Source organism: Burkholderia thailandensis E264 (assembly GCF_000012365.1).
Lineage (GTDB): Bacteria > Pseudomonadota > Gammaproteobacteria > Burkholderiales > Burkholderiaceae > Burkholderia > Burkholderia thailandensis.
Genome location: NC_007651.1, coordinates 70,513 through 85,619 on the forward strand (window position 1 = coordinate 70,513; position 15,107 = coordinate 85,619).

The following is a 15,107-nucleotide window of genomic DNA, read 5'->3' on the forward strand; positions in this document are numbered from 1 at the left end:
AAGCGTGTCGAGGCGCGCGGCGATTGCGGCGCGGCGCGCGTCGGGCCGCGCGCGCAAACGCATCGCGTGCCGCGCGTGAGGCCGTGTGTCGTATCGCATGGCGTTGTACTGTGTTGCACGCACGTATGCAGGCGTCAAGTTATGTCGCCCTACGTCGTGCCGTGCCGCATGCGTTGCGTCACGACCCGCCGCATTGCGCCGCGCTGCGTCATGCCGTGCCGAAGCGGGACGGGCGACGTGACGCTGCCCGACATCGCCGGGCCGCGATCGTCGCGGCCGCGCGGCGCGACTCGGCATCGCGCCGAACCGAACGCATCGAACCTCACGGGAGCGGGCAATGGGCCCTTTGCACGGAATCCGAATCGTCGAAATCGCCGGAATCGGCCCCGCGCCGTTCTGCGGGATGCTGCTCGCCGACATGGGCGCGGACGTGATCCTCGTCGAACGCACGGCCGGTCGCGCAGGCGATCCGCTCGACCTCGGCCGCCGCGCGATCTTCAATCGCGGCAAGCGCTCGCTCGCGCTCGACCTGAAGCAGCCGGAGGCGGTGGACGCGGTGCTGCGGCTCGTCGAGCATGCCGACGCGCTGATCGAAGGCATGCGCCCGGGCGTGATGGAGCGGCTCGGGCTCGGCCCCGATGCGTGTTTCGCGCGCAATCCGAAACTCGTCTACGGGCGGATGACGGGCTGGGGGCAGGACGGCCCGCTCGCGCACGCGGCGGGGCACGACATCAACTACATCGGGCTGTCCGGCGCACTGTGGTACGCGGGGCAGCCGGGCGACGCGCCGTTCGCGCCGCCGACGCTCGTCGGCGATCTCGGCGGCGGCGCGCTGTATCTCGCGATGGGCGTGCTCGCGGGCATCGTCGATGCGCGCCTGCGCGGCAAGGGGCAAGTCGTCGATGCGGCGATCGTCGACGGCAGCGCGAACCTGATGAACCTGCTGCTGTCGATTCACGCGGCGGGCTTCATGCCGATGGCGCGCGGCCAGGGGCTGCTCGACGGCCCGCACTGGTACGGCAGCTATCGCTGCGCGTGCGGCGGCTACGTCAGCGTCGGCGCGCTCGAGCCGCCGTTCTACGCGCTGCTCGTCGACAAGCTCGGCCTCGCCGACGACGACGATTTCCGGAACCCGTACGACGCGAGCCGCTGGCCCCGGCTGCGCGAGCGGCTCGCGGAGATTTTCGCGAGCCGGCCGCGCGCGCATTGGGTCGAGCTGATGGAGGGCACCGACGTCTGTTTCGCGCCGGTGCTGAGTCCGGCCGAAGCGAAGTCGCATCCGCATCTGGCGGCGCGCGGCGTTTATGCGGAGCGCGACGGCGTGCTGCAGGCGGCGCCGGCGCCGCGGTTTTCCGGCTCGCCGAACGCGCAGCCCGGCGCGGTGCCGAAGCGCGGCGCGGACAGCGCGGCGATCCTGCGCGAAGCGGGGTTCGCGCCAGACGAGATCGCGGCGCTCGTCGCGAAAGCGTGAGCGGCCGGGCGCGCGAAGCCGCCTCGCCCGATCGATCCGCCGCGCTCGGCGCGTTGCGTCACGGCGCCCGCCCGCTCATTTCCCGCCGACGGTCGGCAGCGGATTCCATTGCTTGAGCGCGCGCTCCTTCGCCGGCCCGTTCTTCTCGATCCACGCGCTCACTTCGTTGCCGACCGCGCGCCCGTATTCGCGATGCGAGTAGATCGCGGCCGCGCCCGCGCCGTCGACGAGCGCGACGCGCGTGAACACCGCTTCGATGAAATCGCGCGTGGGGAACGCAACCGAGATGAAGTACTCGGCCGGCTTGCCGTGCGCGGCCGGCACCGCGTCGACCTTCAGGATCAACGCACCGTTCTGCTTGTAAAGACGGAGCACGGAATCCGTGATCGACGCGAGCCCGTCCGGCGTCGTCGCTTCCGGGTAGCGCACGAGCGTGATCATCGTTTGCCATGTCGACAGATCGTCCTCGCCCTTCGGCGTGTATTCGAGCCGGTTGCCGGCGGCGTCGCGCTGGAAGAATGCTACGCCGTCGAACGTCAGCGTCTTGCCGGCGGGCGCGGCGTGCGCGGCAGGCGCGGCGAAAAGGAGGCAAGCGATGGACGCAACGAACGTCAGGGCGAGCCAGGCCCGGATGATGCGCATGGAGTGGTCCTCGTGGTTGGGGTACAGCGTCGGTGGCCGTCTTCGGTGCGGCCGCACCTCGGACTGTAGCCGAATCGCGTCGATCGTGACATGTAACGTGTCGCTCCGCGAGGATGCGGCGCTGGGAAACGCGGCGCGTTCATCGCCTGCGAGTTTGCCGCAAGGGTGCGTTCGCGAACCGGCGGATGGTTGCCGTCGCCATGCGATTGCCATCGCCGCCGCCCGATTCGGCCGCGCCGAGGCAACGCGTCGGGCCATGCCGGATGCAATGCGCGATGCGCCGGACGCGCCGGCTGGTGGTCGGTGTGTGGGTCGGTTGGCTTGGGCTAGTGTCGCGTCTTTCCTCCCCATCCGCTCATGCCGCCGCCGTGCGGCGGCCCGCGATGAAAGCCTCCGCCCGCCGGCGGGCCGATATGGCCCGGCGTCATCGGATGAAAGTGATGGAACCGATGGAAGTGGTGGAAGCGGTCGACGAAGATGAAGGTCGTGCCCGCGCCGATGACGAACGGCGCGCCCCAGTACCACAGATCGGGGTACGGATACGCGGCGAGCGGATACCACAGCACGCTGCCGTCCGGGTTCTGAACGAGCCGCCACGTGCCGTCGCTTTGCAGGCATGCGCGGCCGACAACCTGCTGCATCGTGCCGTCGATGTCCGCTTGCCCGGCGATCGCCCGGCAGTTGGATGTGTCGATCGGCGCGGCCGTTCCGTCATAGGTTTGCGCGCATGCACACACGAATGAACTTGAGCCGATCAGCGCGGTGGCGCAACGGATCAACCTGTTCATGATAAGGCTCTGAATGGACGCCCTGAAATGTCGACGCGCGGTCGGCCCGCCTGCGTCGCGCCGCCTGCCACGATCGACGAGGGCGGGCGCGTGGCGCGCGATGCCTCGCGTTTGCGAACGCGCCGGCGCTCAACGGGTAAACGAACGAGCGCGCGGCGGTATTCCCAGTGCGCTATTCCGTGCGCGACGGCGGCGATAAGAAACGCGCGGCGCACGCGGTGAGCGACCGGCGCGCCGGGCAAGCCGCGGGTACGCAAACGGCGTTCGTCTCGCGCGCCTTCGGTGTTTTTCGCGTTTGCGTTCGTGCCCGCGATCGGCTTGTGTGCGCATCGAGTGCGGATGTCGTTGCCGTCGCGCGGCGCGTCGGCCGTCACGGCGTATGCATGGCGCACGCCGTGACGGCCGACGGATACGCGGCGCGCAAACTGCACTCCGGCGCAAGATTTGTGTTGAATTGTCGCGGCGGTTGATCGTTTCCCGCATCTGCCGGACAATCCGGTTCGCTTGGCTGGTTGCGGCAATCCGAATTCCGCTTATAAAAACCGAGGGAACCATGCCTTACGTGTCGACTCATTACTCGAACAACGCCGGCGCGCCGGTCGGCCGCTGGACCTGCGCGCCGACTTCGAAGCTCGCGCCTTTCGACAAGGCGCCGACGGGCAGCGTCACGTCCGGCGTCGATCTGTGCGGCCAATGCGTGTCCTACGTGAAACGGGTCTGCCCGACGCTGCCGCTCACCGGGCAATGGCGCAAGGGCGCGCCGGTGAAAGGCAACGCGACGATCGTCGCGGGCACCGTGATCGCGACGTTCAACGCCGCCGGCAAGTACGACGGCCATGCGGCGATCTACGTCAGCCAGACGAAGGACGGCGGCATCCTGGTGTACGACCAGTTCGTGACGCCGCCGACGCCGCAGCCGGTGCAGCAACGGCGCCTGCGCTGGGGCGCGCATGGCCGGTCGAACAATGGGGACAACTTCTATGTCGTGGAGTAAGGCCGCCTGCGCACTCGCCGCCGCGTCGTTCTTCGGATGCGCGGGCGCGTCGGGCACGGCGGACGCGACCGGTGCGACCGGTGCGGCCGGCGCAGCCCGTGCGGGCACGGCAGTCTGCCCGGTGCGGGCGCAAAGCCCGCTGCAATACGTCGACGTATTCGACGGCGCGCCGAGCGATCTCGCGACGCTGATTCCCGACGACGCCGGCGAGCGCAAGGGGCATTGGGAGCTGGGCTACGTGTACGACGCGGGACGCTACGTGACGATCCGCTGCAAGTACGCGGACGGCCAGACGAAGGACGTCAGGCTCGCCGAGCGCGTGAATCGCTGCGATTACCGGATCGACGGCAAGAAGACGCTGAAGGTGACGTGCAGGAAATGACCGCCGCGTGACGCGCGATGGAGGCGGCGCGCTCGCCGCGTTTTCGCATGCGACGCGCGCGACGCGGCGCGGCGCGGGGCGAGCGCGTCGCGCCGCAATCGGTTCTTCGAGCGGCGCGGCCTGTGCTTTCCGCGTGCTTCATCCGCCCGAGCGACCGACCGCATGGCGTCGCTCGGCGGCGGCGTGGGCGCGCGGATGCGCCGCGCACTCGCCTTCGCGCGCATCGAACGAAACGCCCGTCAGATCTGCGCGTCGAGCGCGCGCGCGACGGCCGCCTCGCCGACACTGTCCGCGCGCCCGACAACCGCATAGTTGAACCCGCGCACCGAGCCGTAGCGCGCGAGCAGCGCGCCGTCGGCGCGCTCGCCCGCCGCGAGCAGGCGATTTGCCGACTCGGGTGGCCGAATGTAGAAACTCAGCGTGCGCCCGGCCGCATCCTCGTACAGCACCATCGCGGCCGCGCCGCGTTCGGTCGCGAAGAGCCGCCCGCCGACGGGCGCGAAGCCCGCGCCGCTCAGATCCGGCAGCCGCACCGGCGCGCCGATCTCGCGCGCGACCCACGCCTGCAATTCGCCCGGCTGCTTCTGGACGACGTCGACGCGCGCGCTGCGATCGACCACCATCAGCTTGTACGCGGCGACGGCATCGCTCATCGGCGCGGCGGGCGCGCTGCTCCAGCCGTGCGCCTGCCAGCCGCCCATCGCGCCCAGCGCGACGCACAGCACGAACGACGCGGCCACCGCGAGCCGCGCGCGCGCGCGTTCGGCGCGGCGCGCGCGCAGCGCGGCGGGATCGAGCGTCGCCGTCGCGGCGGGCATCGCGGCCGAATCGAGCGCCGCGCGCAGCTGCTGCGCATCCTGCCGCCAGCGCCGCACCTGCTCCGCGCGCGCCGGATGCAGCGCGAGCCAGCGTTCGACGGCCACGCGCGCATCGGCGTCGAGCCGGCCGTCGACGTAAGCGTGGAGATCCTGTTCGTCGGGCGGAATGTTCATTTCATCAAACGCAGCGAAGGAGCGGAAATCTCGCCGTCGCCGAGCGCGCGCAGCGCCTGACGCGCGCGCGACAGCCGCGACATCACGGTGCCGATCGGGATGTCGAGCAGCTCGGCGACTTCCTGATAGCTGAACCCCTCGACGGCGACGAGCAGCAGCAGGCTGCGCTGTTCCGTCGACAGCCGGCCGAACGCGTCGAGCATCGATCGCGCGAGCGCGTGATCCTCGGCGGACGGCCATTGCGGCTCGTCGTCGTCCTTGATCCGGCCGAGCAGCCACGCGTAGCGCTTGGCCCGCCGCGTCGTATCGACGAACTGCCGGTACAGGATCGTGAAGAGCCAGCTGCGCAGCGCCGAAGCGTCACGGCGCGTCGACCAGCGCGACAGCGCGCGCTCGAGCGTCGACTGCACGAGATCGTCGGCGCTGTGCACGTCGCGGGTTAGCCAGAGCGCGAAGCGGCGCAGTCGCGGCAGCAACTCGCGTAGTGGGTCGTCGAGATCGGCGGAGGGCATGGGCGGATCGGAGGCCGTCGTGGGCGTGGGTTCAATGCGTGAGACGTTCGCCGCCGACGGTTATTCCATGCGTTCGAAAATAAATTTCGATGGAATAAACCGGGCGGCGGGCCGTCATACGCGCGTTCGACACAGGACCTGACGGTCGGGAGCGTACACGATGGAACACCCTTCAACACCACCGGGCGCCGGGCCGGCGCGCGGCCTCTGGCGATGGGCGCTGATCGGCGGCGCGGTGACGGCGGTCGCGGCGACGTTCGGCTACGTCGGCGGCTGGCTCGCGCCGCATCGGCTGACGCCGCAGCGGCTCGTTGACGCGTTGCAGCGCAATAGCGGTCTGCATCCGGGCTACCGGCGCAATCACGCGAAAGGCGTGTGCGTGACGGGCTATTTCGAAGGCAACGGCGCGGCGAGCGCGTATTCGACCGCGCCCTTTTTCGCGGCGGTGCGCACGCCGGTGGTCGGGCGCTTCGCGATGCCGGGCGGCAATCCGTACGCGCCGGATAGCAGCGTGCCGATCCGCAGCCTCGCGCTGCGCCTGAGCGCGCCGGATGGCGAGCAATGGCGCACGGGGATGAACAGCATGCCGGTGTTTCCGGTGGCGACGCCGCGCGCGTTCTACGAGCAGACGGTGGCGGGCCGGCCCGACCCGAGGACGGGCAAGCCCGATCCGGCGAAGCTGAAGGCGTTCTTCGACGCGCATCCGGAGACGGCCGCGTTTCGCGCATGGGCGAAGACGGCGAAGCCGAGCGCGAGCTACGTCACCGAGACGTATTACAGCCTGAACGCGTTCTATCTCGTCGATGCGGCGGGAAGGCGGCAGGCGGTGCGCTGGCGCGTCGCGCCGGAGCGGACGGCCGAGGCGGGTGAAGTCGCGAAAGCCGGAGACCCGAACGTGTTGCAAGAGGACCTGACGCGGCGCATCGGTTCGGGGCCGCAGCGCTGGCATTTGCTGCTCACGCTGGCGGAGCCGGGCGACCCCGTCGACGACGCGACGCGCGTGTGGCCCGCGAATCGCACGACGATCGACGCGGGCACGCTGGTGCTCGATCGCGTGGAGGCGCAGGACAGCGGGCCGTGCCGCGACGTCAACTACGACCCGACGATCCTGCCCGACGGCATCCGCGTGTCGGGCGACCCGCTGCTCGCCGCGCGCTCGGCCGCGTATGCGGATTCGTATCTGCGGCGCACGAGCGAAGAGGCCGGGATTCCCGGCGCGGCGCATCCGCTTTCGGAGAAACGATGATGAAGACGACGTTCAATCCGCTCGCGCGGCTGCTGCATTGGGTGATGGCGGCGATGATCGTGTCGATGCTGTTTGTCGGCGCGGGGATGGTGGCGACGGTGTCGGGGCGGCATGCCGTGCTGGTTGCGATTCATAAGCCGCTTGGGGTGGCGGTGCTGGTGCTGGCTTGCGTGCGGGTGGTGGTGCGATTGAGTTCGCGGCCGCCGGCGTTGCCTTCTGATTTGCCGGGGTGGCAGAAATTCGCGGCGCACGGGTCGCATCTCGTGCTGTATGCGTTGATGATCGCGATGCCGTTGGTCGGGTGGGCGATGCTGTCGGCGGGCGGGTATCCGGTGACGTTGGGCGGCGGCGTGCAATTGCCACCGATTGTGCCTGCCGATGCGGTTTGGTTTGCGTGGCTGCGGCATGCGCATCGGTGGTTGGCTTATCTGTTCTTCGCGACGTTTCTCGCGCACTTCGCCGCCGCGCTTTATCACGGGTTGATTCGGCGGGATGGGGTGCTGAGGGCGATGGTGGGGAGGTGAGGGCGTTGATGGCGTATGGCCTATTTGCTCGACTGGGATCATGGCATGTCATAACGCTTGCCTTCCAGTCGGGCAGAAACGTAATGTAGTTGTTGTCGCCGTACATTTGAAGACGGCGCCGATTCCGTCGTCGGAATGAACTGCGGCTACATTGCTAGACGCGTGAAATCGAATGTCGAAATTTATTGAATATGTGAGAATAAATATCCGCGTGATTTTTAGAATGAGCTGGCTATATAACTTAAAGGAACCGCTGAAGTGGACTGTCGGGGCTCAATAGATTTTGAATTTCCTTGAAAGTGATGGGGACTTCAAGGTCACCCGATGCGCCTGGGGCAATGCTGTACTTCGGAAATACAAGAACCAAAGATGTATCTGTAAGATAATACTGGCTGTCATCCGTGACGGAGCTGAAGCAGGTATCGGATGAATGCCTGAGAATCTCTTTGAGAATCCCATGGATTGCGACTTCTGCTCGTTGTTCTTTGCTGTCGGAGGTTTTTTTATTTTCGCACGGAAAATACTGATCTTGTCTAATCAGATTTTCTCGAACAAGTTCGTTGATTCGTCGCCGATATCCGGTGCGGAGTATGTTTTTTAGTTTGAGTTCGTGGCCCGTTTCAAGATTTATGGTAATTGCGTTTGTTGTGGTTTGAGGGTGTGTGGCTCCATCATTCCAGATGAAGATGTTGTAATTGATTCCGATGAGATTGAATTCCTTCAGTCCTATTTTGTAGGTTATGCGGACTTCGTTCATGTCGGAATAATATTCGTATTCGGTCAGTGCAGATCGCTTTAAAAGATGATTGGTAAGTGCGAGGGTGTCAGAGGGGATGGTGCCGGAAATTTGTGGATAGTGAACTTCGTGGCGGCTGTTCCCCTCGATTTTGAGCGCTTGATCAGAAATTTTGAATTCGAAGAATCTTGGTGCTTTGCGTGTTTCGAAGGAGCCTTCTTGTTGCGGCGCTACGATGGTATTGCCGCTTCCTTGAACAATGATGGCGCGATCACCCGTGTTGGCTGCACTGGGTGATGAAGTTTGAGGTGACGCATCGTGAGGGAAAAAATATGTCAAAATCGACCATGCGAATGCGGCGCCGCCGATTATCGTGCCGATAACGCCGGCGATCCAGCTTTTTCGTTCAAGAGATTGACGCATGGAGTGCCTGTCTGGGCCGCGGGACGTTGAGATGTGAGAATTTTATAACGAAATTCATGCTGCGACATATTCTTAATTTTGACTTATAAAGTGCGGAAAAATGATGGCCGGCAATAGGAATTTCGGGGAAATAAAAAAGGCTCCGATTGGAGCCTTTTAATAAAGCGCATCGGGGGTATCCGGAATTTCGTGTGTGAGGCGGGTTGAGATTCAGACTCCAATGTTGAATCGTTCCGGGTAAAGCAGTGCGAACTGAGTCATGGCACTCTTCCAATCGTGCCGGGAGCCGGTCCACTTGGCAACGACGTTGCGCAGCGCCAGCCAGATCAGTTTGAGCGCGGCCTCGTCCGACGGGAAGTGGCCGCGCGCCTTGATGATCTTCCGAAGCTGCCCGATCCAGCGTTCCGGGTACCAGTTGCTTGATCAGTTCCGGGTCCAGGTTCAAGCCCTTGCCCGGTTCAATCGTCACTTCTTCCTTGCGTTTGCGTGGCATAAAGTGGCTCCTTGGCCATCAGTTTATGCCTCACACACAAACATTCGGATAGGCTCAGCGCATCAAGCTGGCTTTGTGCTAACTGGCACGAGTCTTGTTTTGTGATTGCAGAAGTGCAACCTGTAGACAGACTCATAACCCGAGAAAATGCGCCTTACGGGATAAGGGCTTCCAGCTGAGGGTGGACCCATAAGGCGAGAAAATGGACGCATAAGTCGAGACGAACCGTCCAGACCACCTCGGACTCGAGCCTGGGCTTGTGACAGGACGGGTCCTATCCCACCAGCATCGCTCTCTCAGCTTTGTACAAGCTACCGCAAAAAACTGCGCGTCCGGCAAGGCAATTTAAGCGATTTGTGCTGGTGGACGAACCCCCTCCTTGCACGCCGGCGGTCAAGAAATGTCCAAGTTTCGGAGACCGGCCTACAAACGCGCCAAGCAAATCGCGCTGGGCGATTAACGAAGCAGCTACTGAATAAGCCCCTCTCTATCTCGTCCCACGCCATTGCCGTCGGTGGCTGGTCGAGGCGCCGGCGTCCGCTCGTCGCAACCTGGCCTGGAGGGCACTCATGAAATCCCCACGCCTCTGTCTCGCCTGTGGCACCGCGTTCGTGCCGCTGCCGCACGTTCCCCGTCAGCGCTATTGCTCATCGGAATCTTGCCAGCGAGCTCGTCGACGTCACTGGCAGAACCACCGGCTCCGTATCGACAGCGACTATCGCGACAACCAGGCACGGGCGCAGGCCAGATGGTGCGCGGGGCACTCGGGCTACTGGCGCGAATATCGAGCCTCGCATTCGGCGTATCGCGAGCGCAACAGCAGCATGCAGCAGACGCGCAACGAACGGCGGAATTTCAGGGCGGTTGCAAAGATGGACGTGTCAGGGCGTCCGCAGTCCCTAGGCTCGGGCTTCTACGTCCTGTGCCATGCGGATGACGCCAACGTTGCAAAGATGGACGCGTGGACCGTTCATATAACCGTGCTGTCTGCGCCGCCGGCGCCGCCGGTCTGATTGCAAAGAGATGACGTGTTACGCGTAGGCGTCCGGCCTGCTACCTTTGCCTTGTCACCGTTCGCTTTAGAGCGCCACGCCCCGATTTGAGGACGCGGCGTTCGCATTCGGGCTTCTCCCTGCGCATGGTGCCTGCTGCGTGTCTGTGTCTGAGTTGTGGAGCGGAGAATGTCATTCAACAGCGCAGGTGCACCAAGCGTAGCCAGCTCCCTGGCAGGACGGGCAGCTGAGTACGTCCGCATGTCCACGGAACACCAGCAGTATTCGACTGAGAATCAGCGCGACCGGATTCGAGACTACGCAACCCGTCGCGGATTCGACATCGTGCGCACATATGCCGATGAAGGGAAAAGCGGTCTTCGAATCGACGGTCGCCAAGCACTTCAGAATCTCATTTCCGATGTGACGAATGGAAAGGCTGATTTCTGCATCATCCTCGTCTATGACGTGAGTCGTTGGGGCAGATTCCAGGATGCCGACGAGAGCGCGTACTACGAATACATTTGCCGCCGTGCAGGAATTCAGGTTGCGTACTGCGCCGAGCAGTTCGAGAACGACGGGTCGCCAGTCTCGACCATTGTGAAGGGGGTGAAGCGCGCAATGGCCGGCGAGTACAGCCGAGAACTGTCTGCGAAGGTGTTTGCCGGCCAGTGTCGTTTGATTGAAATGGGTTTCCGACAAGGAGGCCCAGCAGGCTATGGGTTGCGCCGAGTATTGGTCGACGAGCACGGTCTCATGAAAGCGGAGCTGCATCGAGGCGAACATAAAAGCCTACAGACGGACAGGGTTGTCCTGATGCCGGGGCCGGAAAGCGAGGTGCGAATCGTCAATTTAATCTATAACTGGTTTATCGACGAATCGCTCGACGAATACGAGATTGCAGCTCGCCTTAACGGCATGAATGTGCGCACTGACCTTGGCCGTGAGTGGACGCGGGCGACGGTACGGGAGGTATTGACCAACGAAAAATACATTGGCAATAACGTATACAATCGGGTGTCATTCAAGCTGAAAAAGATGCGGGTGATGAACACCCCCGATATGTGGATTCGAAAGGAGGGAGCATTTCAGGCAATTGTCCCGAGTGAGACGTTCTACACCGCTCAAGGCATTATGAGGGCGAGAGCGCGTCACTACTCGAACGAAGAGTTAATTGAGCGATTGCGTAATCTGTACCGCGCCCGCGGATTTCTGTCTGGCGTGGTAATTGACGAAACAGATGGCATGCCTTCTACGTCCGTCTATGTTTATCGATTTGGCAGTTTAATTCGAGCCTATCAGACTGTCGGCTTCACTCCTGGTCGCGACTATCGTTACATAGAGACCAATCGCTTTTTGCGAAAACTGCATCCCGAAATCGTCGCCCAGACGGAAAAGAAAATCGCGGATTTGGGCGGCACGATGATACGCGACACCGCAACCGACCTGCTGACGGTGAACGATGAGTTCACAGTATGCATTGTCCTCGCACGGTGTCAGGCGCATGGCAACGGCCGAAATCATTGGAAGGTGCGCTTCGATACGAGTCTTCTGCCGGACATCACTGTTGCGGTTCGGCTCGACCAGGCGAACGCATCGACACTCGACTACTACCTCTTACCACGTCTCGATTTTGGGCAACCCCGTATTCATCTCGCCGACCAAAATCCAATTGAGTTTGAGAGCTATCGATTTGACACGCTGGACTACTTGTATGGAATGGCCGAGCGCGCTCGTCTCAGGAGAGTAGCGTGAACTCGCGACAGCAGCCCGGAGAAATTCGGATGATTCCGGTCTCTCAGATTGAGGTCATTAATCCGAGAGAGCGCAATGGTCGGGTATTCAATGAAATCGTCGACAACATCAAGGCCATCGGCTTAAAGAAACCTATCCTGGTCACTCCGCGCGTGACGACTGGAGGGATAGAAAAATATCTTCTCGTATGTGGCGAGGGGCGATTGAAGGCGTTTCGTACGCTTGGGGAAGCGACCATACCTGCACTCGTGGTGCATGTGAGCGACGAGGATGCGTACGTAATGAGCCTGACGGAAAACATCGCGCGCCGACAGTGTAGGCCCATCGAACGGCTCGCGGGCATTCGGCAGCTGCAGGAGCAGGGCTATCCTCCGAAAGTCATTGCAGAAAAAACGGGTCTCACATCGACCTACGTGCACGGCATCCTCACGCTGCTGCACCAGGGGGAAGAGCGACTGGTGGTTGCGGTGGAGAAGGGTCTCGTTCCTCTCAATGCAGCTCTAATGATTGTCGGCGCCGGCGACGACGACGCTGAAATTCAAGCGGCGCTCCAAGAGGCCTATGAGTCCGGAAAATTGCGAGGCAAGCAACTGATGACTGCTCGCCGCATCATCGAGCGCAGAAAGGCACTTGGAAGTAAGCGAGTCGCCGGTACCGTCTCGACGGTGTGAATGAATGTTGCCAGAGTAGGCCCCACCACGGCGAGTAGCGGGGACCACAGTGTCAACAGAAGCACCGAAGAGAACTTCACGCAAAGGCATTCCTAATCACCCCGTCGAATTTCGACGGAAACTCGCCAAGCTGGCCTGCGAACCGGGCGTATCCGTAGCGCGGCTGGCGATGGAACACGGGGTGAACACGAACTTGTTATTCAAATGGCGTCGCGCGTCTTTGTGCGGCTGGGCAGCCCGATCATGCTGCCGATTCCGGTGTGTTGCGCAACATGCGCAGCACCAGCCGCAACGTGCCCTCGTTGGGCGAGCCCTCGATCCGCACACGAGTGTTACCGACGTTGATCTCTATGGCGCCCATCGCGGCAGCGCCGATCACCGGCGTCGGCGCCACGGTCGCAGTCGGTCGCTCGATCTGTGGCGCTGGCGCTTCCAATGTGACCGGCAAAAATCCCACAGAATCGTATTCGCCGGCACGCAACGCGCGACGCCATTTGAATAACAAGTTCGTGTTCACCCCGTGTTCCATCGCCAGCCGCGCTACGGATACGCCCGGTTCGCAGGCCAGCTTGGCGAGTTTCCGTCGAAATTCGACGGGGTGATTAGGAATGCCTTTGCGTGAAGTTCTCTTCGGTGCTTCTGTTGACACTGTGGTCCCCGCTACTCGCCGTGGTGGGGCCTACTCTGGCAACATTCATTCACACCGTCGAGACGGTACCGGCGACTCGCTTACGGTCGACCCGCAGATACTCATTCAATCTCAGAGAGCCTGGTTGCAGGAGCGCACCGCGTGTGGCGCGGATCTGGATTGCCTTCGGCGTGGTTACGGCGCCCGGATCGGTCAGATGCGTGACATGCAGCCGTGAATGGTTGGTTGAGCGATGGGGCGGCGAGATTTGTCGGCTCCCGTGTTTCACCTTGGGTCTGCGCAGCTTTGATCTCGATTTCTCTTGACCGAAGGGGCTGGTGGGCTAACCGGCGTTGGCTGCCGTTTCGAGCGCCATTTGTGCATACGGAAATGGTTCGATGTGCACGGGCAGTCGAAATGAAATATTTAACGATGTTTCACTTTTGCTGCGACTAATTCGCCATCTCCGAGCGCGCCCCTATACCTTGCGGAGTTTCCCTAACTTCCCGCTTCCCCTCATGCCGTCAAGCGAATCCCGGGCGCTTTGAAACACAAGATGCAAAAGTTACGGCTGGTTGCAAAAGCGTAAGAGACTGACATCGATCTGCTGCGTATCCTTCGCTCACCAAGACCAATAGTTGGGGGGGGGTCATGAAAACAATCTGGAAGATCCTTGGCCTCGCGGCCGCTGCGTCGATCTCGCTTGCCGGTTGCGGCGGCGGCGACGGGGGCGGCAGCGCGCAAACCGGCACGCTGCACGTCGCGATGACCGACGCGCCGTCGTGCGGCTTCGACCATATCTATGTGACCGTCTCGAAGGTGCGCGTCAACATGAGCGCGCAGGCAGGCGACAACGACGCGGGCTGGACCGACGTCGCCCTCGCGACGCCGGAAAAGGTCGACTTGCTGTCGCTGACCAACGGCGTGCTCGCCGACCTCGGCCAGAACGCGCTGCCGGCCGGCCAGTATCAGCAAGTGCGTCTCGTGCTCGCGCAGAACCAGGGCAACACGCTTGCGAACTCGGTCGTGCCGACGGGCGGCACCGAGCAGCCGCTCGCGACGCCGAGCGCCACGCAAAGCGGCTACAAGATCATCACGCCGTTCACGGTGCAGCCGAACACGCTCGTCGATCTCGTCCTCGACTTCAACGCGTGCAAATCGATCGTTCAGCGCGGCAACGGCGCGTATGCGCTCAAGCCTGTCGTGACCGCCACGCCGACGGTCGTCAGCGGCGCGATCGACGGTTATGTCGCGCCGACCGAAGCGGGCGCGACGGTCTACGCGGAGCAGAACGGCCACGTGATCAAGGGCACGCTCGCCGACAGCGCCGGCCACTTCGTGCTGACGCCGCTCGTGCAGAGCTCGACCAACGGCAACTACGACATTGTGATCGCGCAGAACAACGTTGCGACCGGGATCGTGCGTTCGGTGCCCGTTGTCGTGAACACGACGACGTCGGTGTCGACCTCGTCCGTGCCGATCACGCTGCCTGCATCGACGATGAACATGGTGAGCGGCACGGCCACGGCGAGCGCGGACGCGATCCTGCGCGCGCTGCAGATGGTGAACTCGCTGCCGTATGAGATTGCGTCGGCGAACGCGAATCTCGACACGGGCGCCTATGCGTTGACGTTGCCGACCGCGGCGCCGATCGTCGGCACGTATTCGGGTGCGCTGCCGGTCGCGATGAGCGCGGTGCCGACCGCCGCGGGCCAGTACACGATCGAGGCCGATGCGGCCAACGGCGCGACGCAGCAGCAGCCGGCGAACATTACGGCGGGCTCGGTCTCGAACGTCAATTTCGGGTTCTGATTGTCTGCAATACGAACGGAAGGGGCGCGGCCCCTTCCCCCTCTAC

The 15,107-nt window shown here is 63.2% G+C and carries 15 protein-coding genes and 3 pseudogenes; 10 read left to right on the top strand and 8 right to left on the bottom strand.

Features of this window, described 5'->3' with window-relative positions:
* Positions 1-337 precede the first annotated feature (337 nt).
* Complete coding sequence (locus tag BTH_RS12515) at positions 338-1,471, top strand: CaiB/BaiF CoA transferase family protein (RefSeq protein WP_009908287.1); 1,134 nt, start codon at positions 338-340, stop codon at positions 1,469-1,471.
* 75 nt (positions 1,472-1,546) lie between these two features.
* On the opposite strand, the gene BTH_RS12520 is transcribed toward BTH_RS12515, so the two are convergent.
* The 3 genes from BTH_RS12520 to BTH_RS34480 form a co-directional block, all read right to left on the bottom strand.
* Positions 1,547-2,113: a hypothetical protein gene (locus tag BTH_RS12520; RefSeq protein ID WP_009902030.1), complete on the bottom strand. Its 567-nt coding sequence runs from the start codon at positions 2,111-2,113 to the stop codon at positions 1,547-1,549.
* 326 nt (positions 2,114-2,439) lie between these two features.
* Positions 2,440-2,901 (bottom strand): hypothetical protein, encoded by a 462-nt coding sequence (locus BTH_RS12525; RefSeq protein ID WP_011401643.1) that lies wholly within the window; start codon positions 2,899-2,901, stop codon positions 2,440-2,442.
* Positions 2,898-3,275: a hypothetical protein gene (locus BTH_RS34480; protein ID WP_155275552.1), complete on the bottom strand. Its 378-nt coding sequence runs from the start codon at positions 3,273-3,275 to the stop codon at positions 2,898-2,900. Before BTH_RS34480 ends, BTH_RS12525 begins: the two co-directional genes overlap by 4 nt.
* 179 nt (positions 3,276-3,454) lie before the next feature.
* On the opposite strand from BTH_RS34480, the gene BTH_RS12530 reads away from it, so the two are divergent.
* Complete coding sequence (locus BTH_RS12530; protein ID WP_009902034.1) at positions 3,455-3,895, top strand: BPSL0067 family protein; 441 nt, start codon at positions 3,455-3,457, stop codon at positions 3,893-3,895.
* Positions 3,882-4,277 (top strand): STY0301 family protein, encoded by a 396-nt coding sequence (locus tag BTH_RS12535; protein WP_009908289.1) that lies wholly within the window; start codon positions 3,882-3,884, stop codon positions 4,275-4,277. The genes BTH_RS12530 and BTH_RS12535 overlap by 14 nt, the downstream gene beginning before the upstream one ends.
* 239 nt (positions 4,278-4,516) lie before the next feature.
* On the opposite strand, the gene BTH_RS12540 is transcribed toward BTH_RS12535, so the two are convergent.
* Positions 4,517-5,269, bottom strand: coding sequence for an anti-sigma factor family protein (locus tag BTH_RS12540; protein ID WP_011401645.1), 753 nt, complete (start codon positions 5,267-5,269; stop codon positions 4,517-4,519).
* Positions 5,266-5,781 carry an RNA polymerase sigma factor gene (locus BTH_RS12545; RefSeq protein WP_011401646.1) on the bottom strand — a complete coding sequence of 172 codons (516 nt, stop codon included), beginning with the start codon at positions 5,779-5,781 and terminating at the stop codon, positions 5,266-5,268. The genes BTH_RS12540 and BTH_RS12545 overlap by 4 nt, the downstream gene beginning before the upstream one ends.
* 160 nt (positions 5,782-5,941) lie before the next feature.
* Between BTH_RS12545 and BTH_RS12550 the strand changes: the two genes are divergently transcribed.
* Positions 5,942-7,027 (top strand): catalase family peroxidase, encoded by a 1,086-nt coding sequence (locus tag BTH_RS12550; protein WP_011401647.1) that lies wholly within the window; start codon positions 5,942-5,944, stop codon positions 7,025-7,027.
* Positions 7,024-7,551 carry a cytochrome b gene (locus BTH_RS12555; RefSeq protein WP_011401648.1) on the top strand — a complete coding sequence of 176 codons (528 nt, stop codon included), beginning with the start codon at positions 7,024-7,026 and terminating at the stop codon, positions 7,549-7,551. Before BTH_RS12550 ends, BTH_RS12555 begins: the two co-directional genes overlap by 4 nt.
* Positions 7,552-7,792: 241 nt before the next feature.
* Here the strand turns inward: BTH_RS12555 and BTH_RS30840 are convergent, their stop codons facing one another.
* Positions 7,793-8,710 carry an RsiV family protein gene (locus BTH_RS30840; protein WP_080511415.1) on the bottom strand — a complete coding sequence of 306 codons (918 nt, stop codon included), beginning with the start codon at positions 8,708-8,710 and terminating at the stop codon, positions 7,793-7,795.
* A 210-nt stretch (positions 8,711-8,920) separates the two neighbouring features.
* A pseudogene (locus tag BTH_RS33550) lies at positions 8,921-9,100 on the bottom strand (IS256 family transposase); the annotation flags it as partial.
* A gap of 672 nt (positions 9,101-9,772) precedes the next feature.
* Here BTH_RS33550 and BTH_RS12560 point away from each other — a divergent pair.
* The 4 genes and pseudogenes from BTH_RS12560 to BTH_RS35665 form a co-directional block, all read left to right on the top strand.
* Positions 9,773-10,216 carry a hypothetical protein gene (locus BTH_RS12560; protein WP_025404050.1) on the top strand — a complete coding sequence of 148 codons (444 nt, stop codon included), beginning with the start codon at positions 9,773-9,775 and terminating at the stop codon, positions 10,214-10,216.
* A gap of 168 nt (positions 10,217-10,384) precedes the next feature.
* Complete coding sequence (locus BTH_RS12565; protein ID WP_011401650.1) at positions 10,385-11,950, top strand: recombinase family protein; 1,566 nt, start codon at positions 10,385-10,387, stop codon at positions 11,948-11,950.
* Positions 11,947-12,585 (top strand): annotated as a pseudogene (locus BTH_RS12570) (ParB/RepB/Spo0J family partition protein); the annotation flags it as partial. The gene BTH_RS12565 and the pseudogene BTH_RS12570, both read left to right, overlap by 4 nt.
* Positions 12,586-12,670: 85 nt before the next feature.
* Positions 12,671-12,850: pseudogene (locus BTH_RS35665) on the top strand (transposase); the annotation flags it as partial.
* 12 nt (positions 12,851-12,862) lie between these two features.
* Here BTH_RS35665 and tnpA read toward each other — a convergent pair.
* Complete coding sequence (tnpA, locus tag BTH_RS35670; protein ID WP_009888727.1) at positions 12,863-13,270, bottom strand: IS66-like element accessory protein TnpA; 408 nt, start codon at positions 13,268-13,270, stop codon at positions 12,863-12,865.
* A 630-nt stretch (positions 13,271-13,900) separates the two neighbouring features.
* Between tnpA and BTH_RS12585 the strand changes: the two genes are divergently transcribed.
* Positions 13,901-15,061 carry a DUF4382 domain-containing protein gene (locus BTH_RS12585; protein WP_009908295.1) on the top strand — a complete coding sequence of 387 codons (1,161 nt, stop codon included), beginning with the start codon at positions 13,901-13,903 and terminating at the stop codon, positions 15,059-15,061.
* Positions 15,062-15,107: the final 46 nt, after the last annotated feature.

Coding starts and splice junctions, on each gene's coding strand:
- BTH_RS12515 (WP_009908287.1), top strand. CDS start 338: ATGGGCCCTTTGCACGGAATCCGAATCGTCGAAATCGCCGGAATCGGC.
- BTH_RS12520 (WP_009902030.1), bottom strand. CDS start 2,113: ATGCGCATCATCCGGGCCTGGCTCGCCCTGACGTTCGTTGCGTCCATC.
- BTH_RS12525 (WP_011401643.1), bottom strand. CDS start 2,901: ATGAACAGGTTGATCCGTTGCGCCACCGCGCTGATCGGCTCAAGTTCA.
- BTH_RS12530 (WP_009902034.1), top strand. CDS start 3,455: ATGCCTTACGTGTCGACTCATTACTCGAACAACGCCGGCGCGCCGGTC.
- BTH_RS12535 (WP_009908289.1), top strand. CDS start 3,882: ATGTCGTGGAGTAAGGCCGCCTGCGCACTCGCCGCCGCGTCGTTCTTC.
- BTH_RS12540 (WP_011401645.1), bottom strand. CDS start 5,269: ATGAACATTCCGCCCGACGAACAGGATCTCCACGCTTACGTCGACGGC.
- BTH_RS12545 (WP_011401646.1), bottom strand. CDS start 5,781: ATGCCCTCCGCCGATCTCGACGACCCACTACGCGAGTTGCTGCCGCGA.
- BTH_RS12550 (WP_011401647.1), top strand. CDS start 5,942: ATGGAACACCCTTCAACACCACCGGGCGCCGGGCCGGCGCGCGGCCTC.
- BTH_RS12555 (WP_011401648.1), top strand. CDS start 7,024: ATGATGAAGACGACGTTCAATCCGCTCGCGCGGCTGCTGCATTGGGTG.
- BTH_RS30840 (WP_080511415.1), bottom strand. CDS start 8,710: ATGCGTCAATCTCTTGAACGAAAAAGCTGGATCGCCGGCGTTATCGGC.
- BTH_RS12560 (WP_025404050.1), top strand. CDS start 9,773: ATGAAATCCCCACGCCTCTGTCTCGCCTGTGGCACCGCGTTCGTGCCG.
- BTH_RS12565 (WP_011401650.1), top strand. CDS start 10,385: ATGTCATTCAACAGCGCAGGTGCACCAAGCGTAGCCAGCTCCCTGGCA.
- BTH_RS12585 (WP_009908295.1), top strand. CDS start 13,901: ATGAAAACAATCTGGAAGATCCTTGGCCTCGCGGCCGCTGCGTCGATC.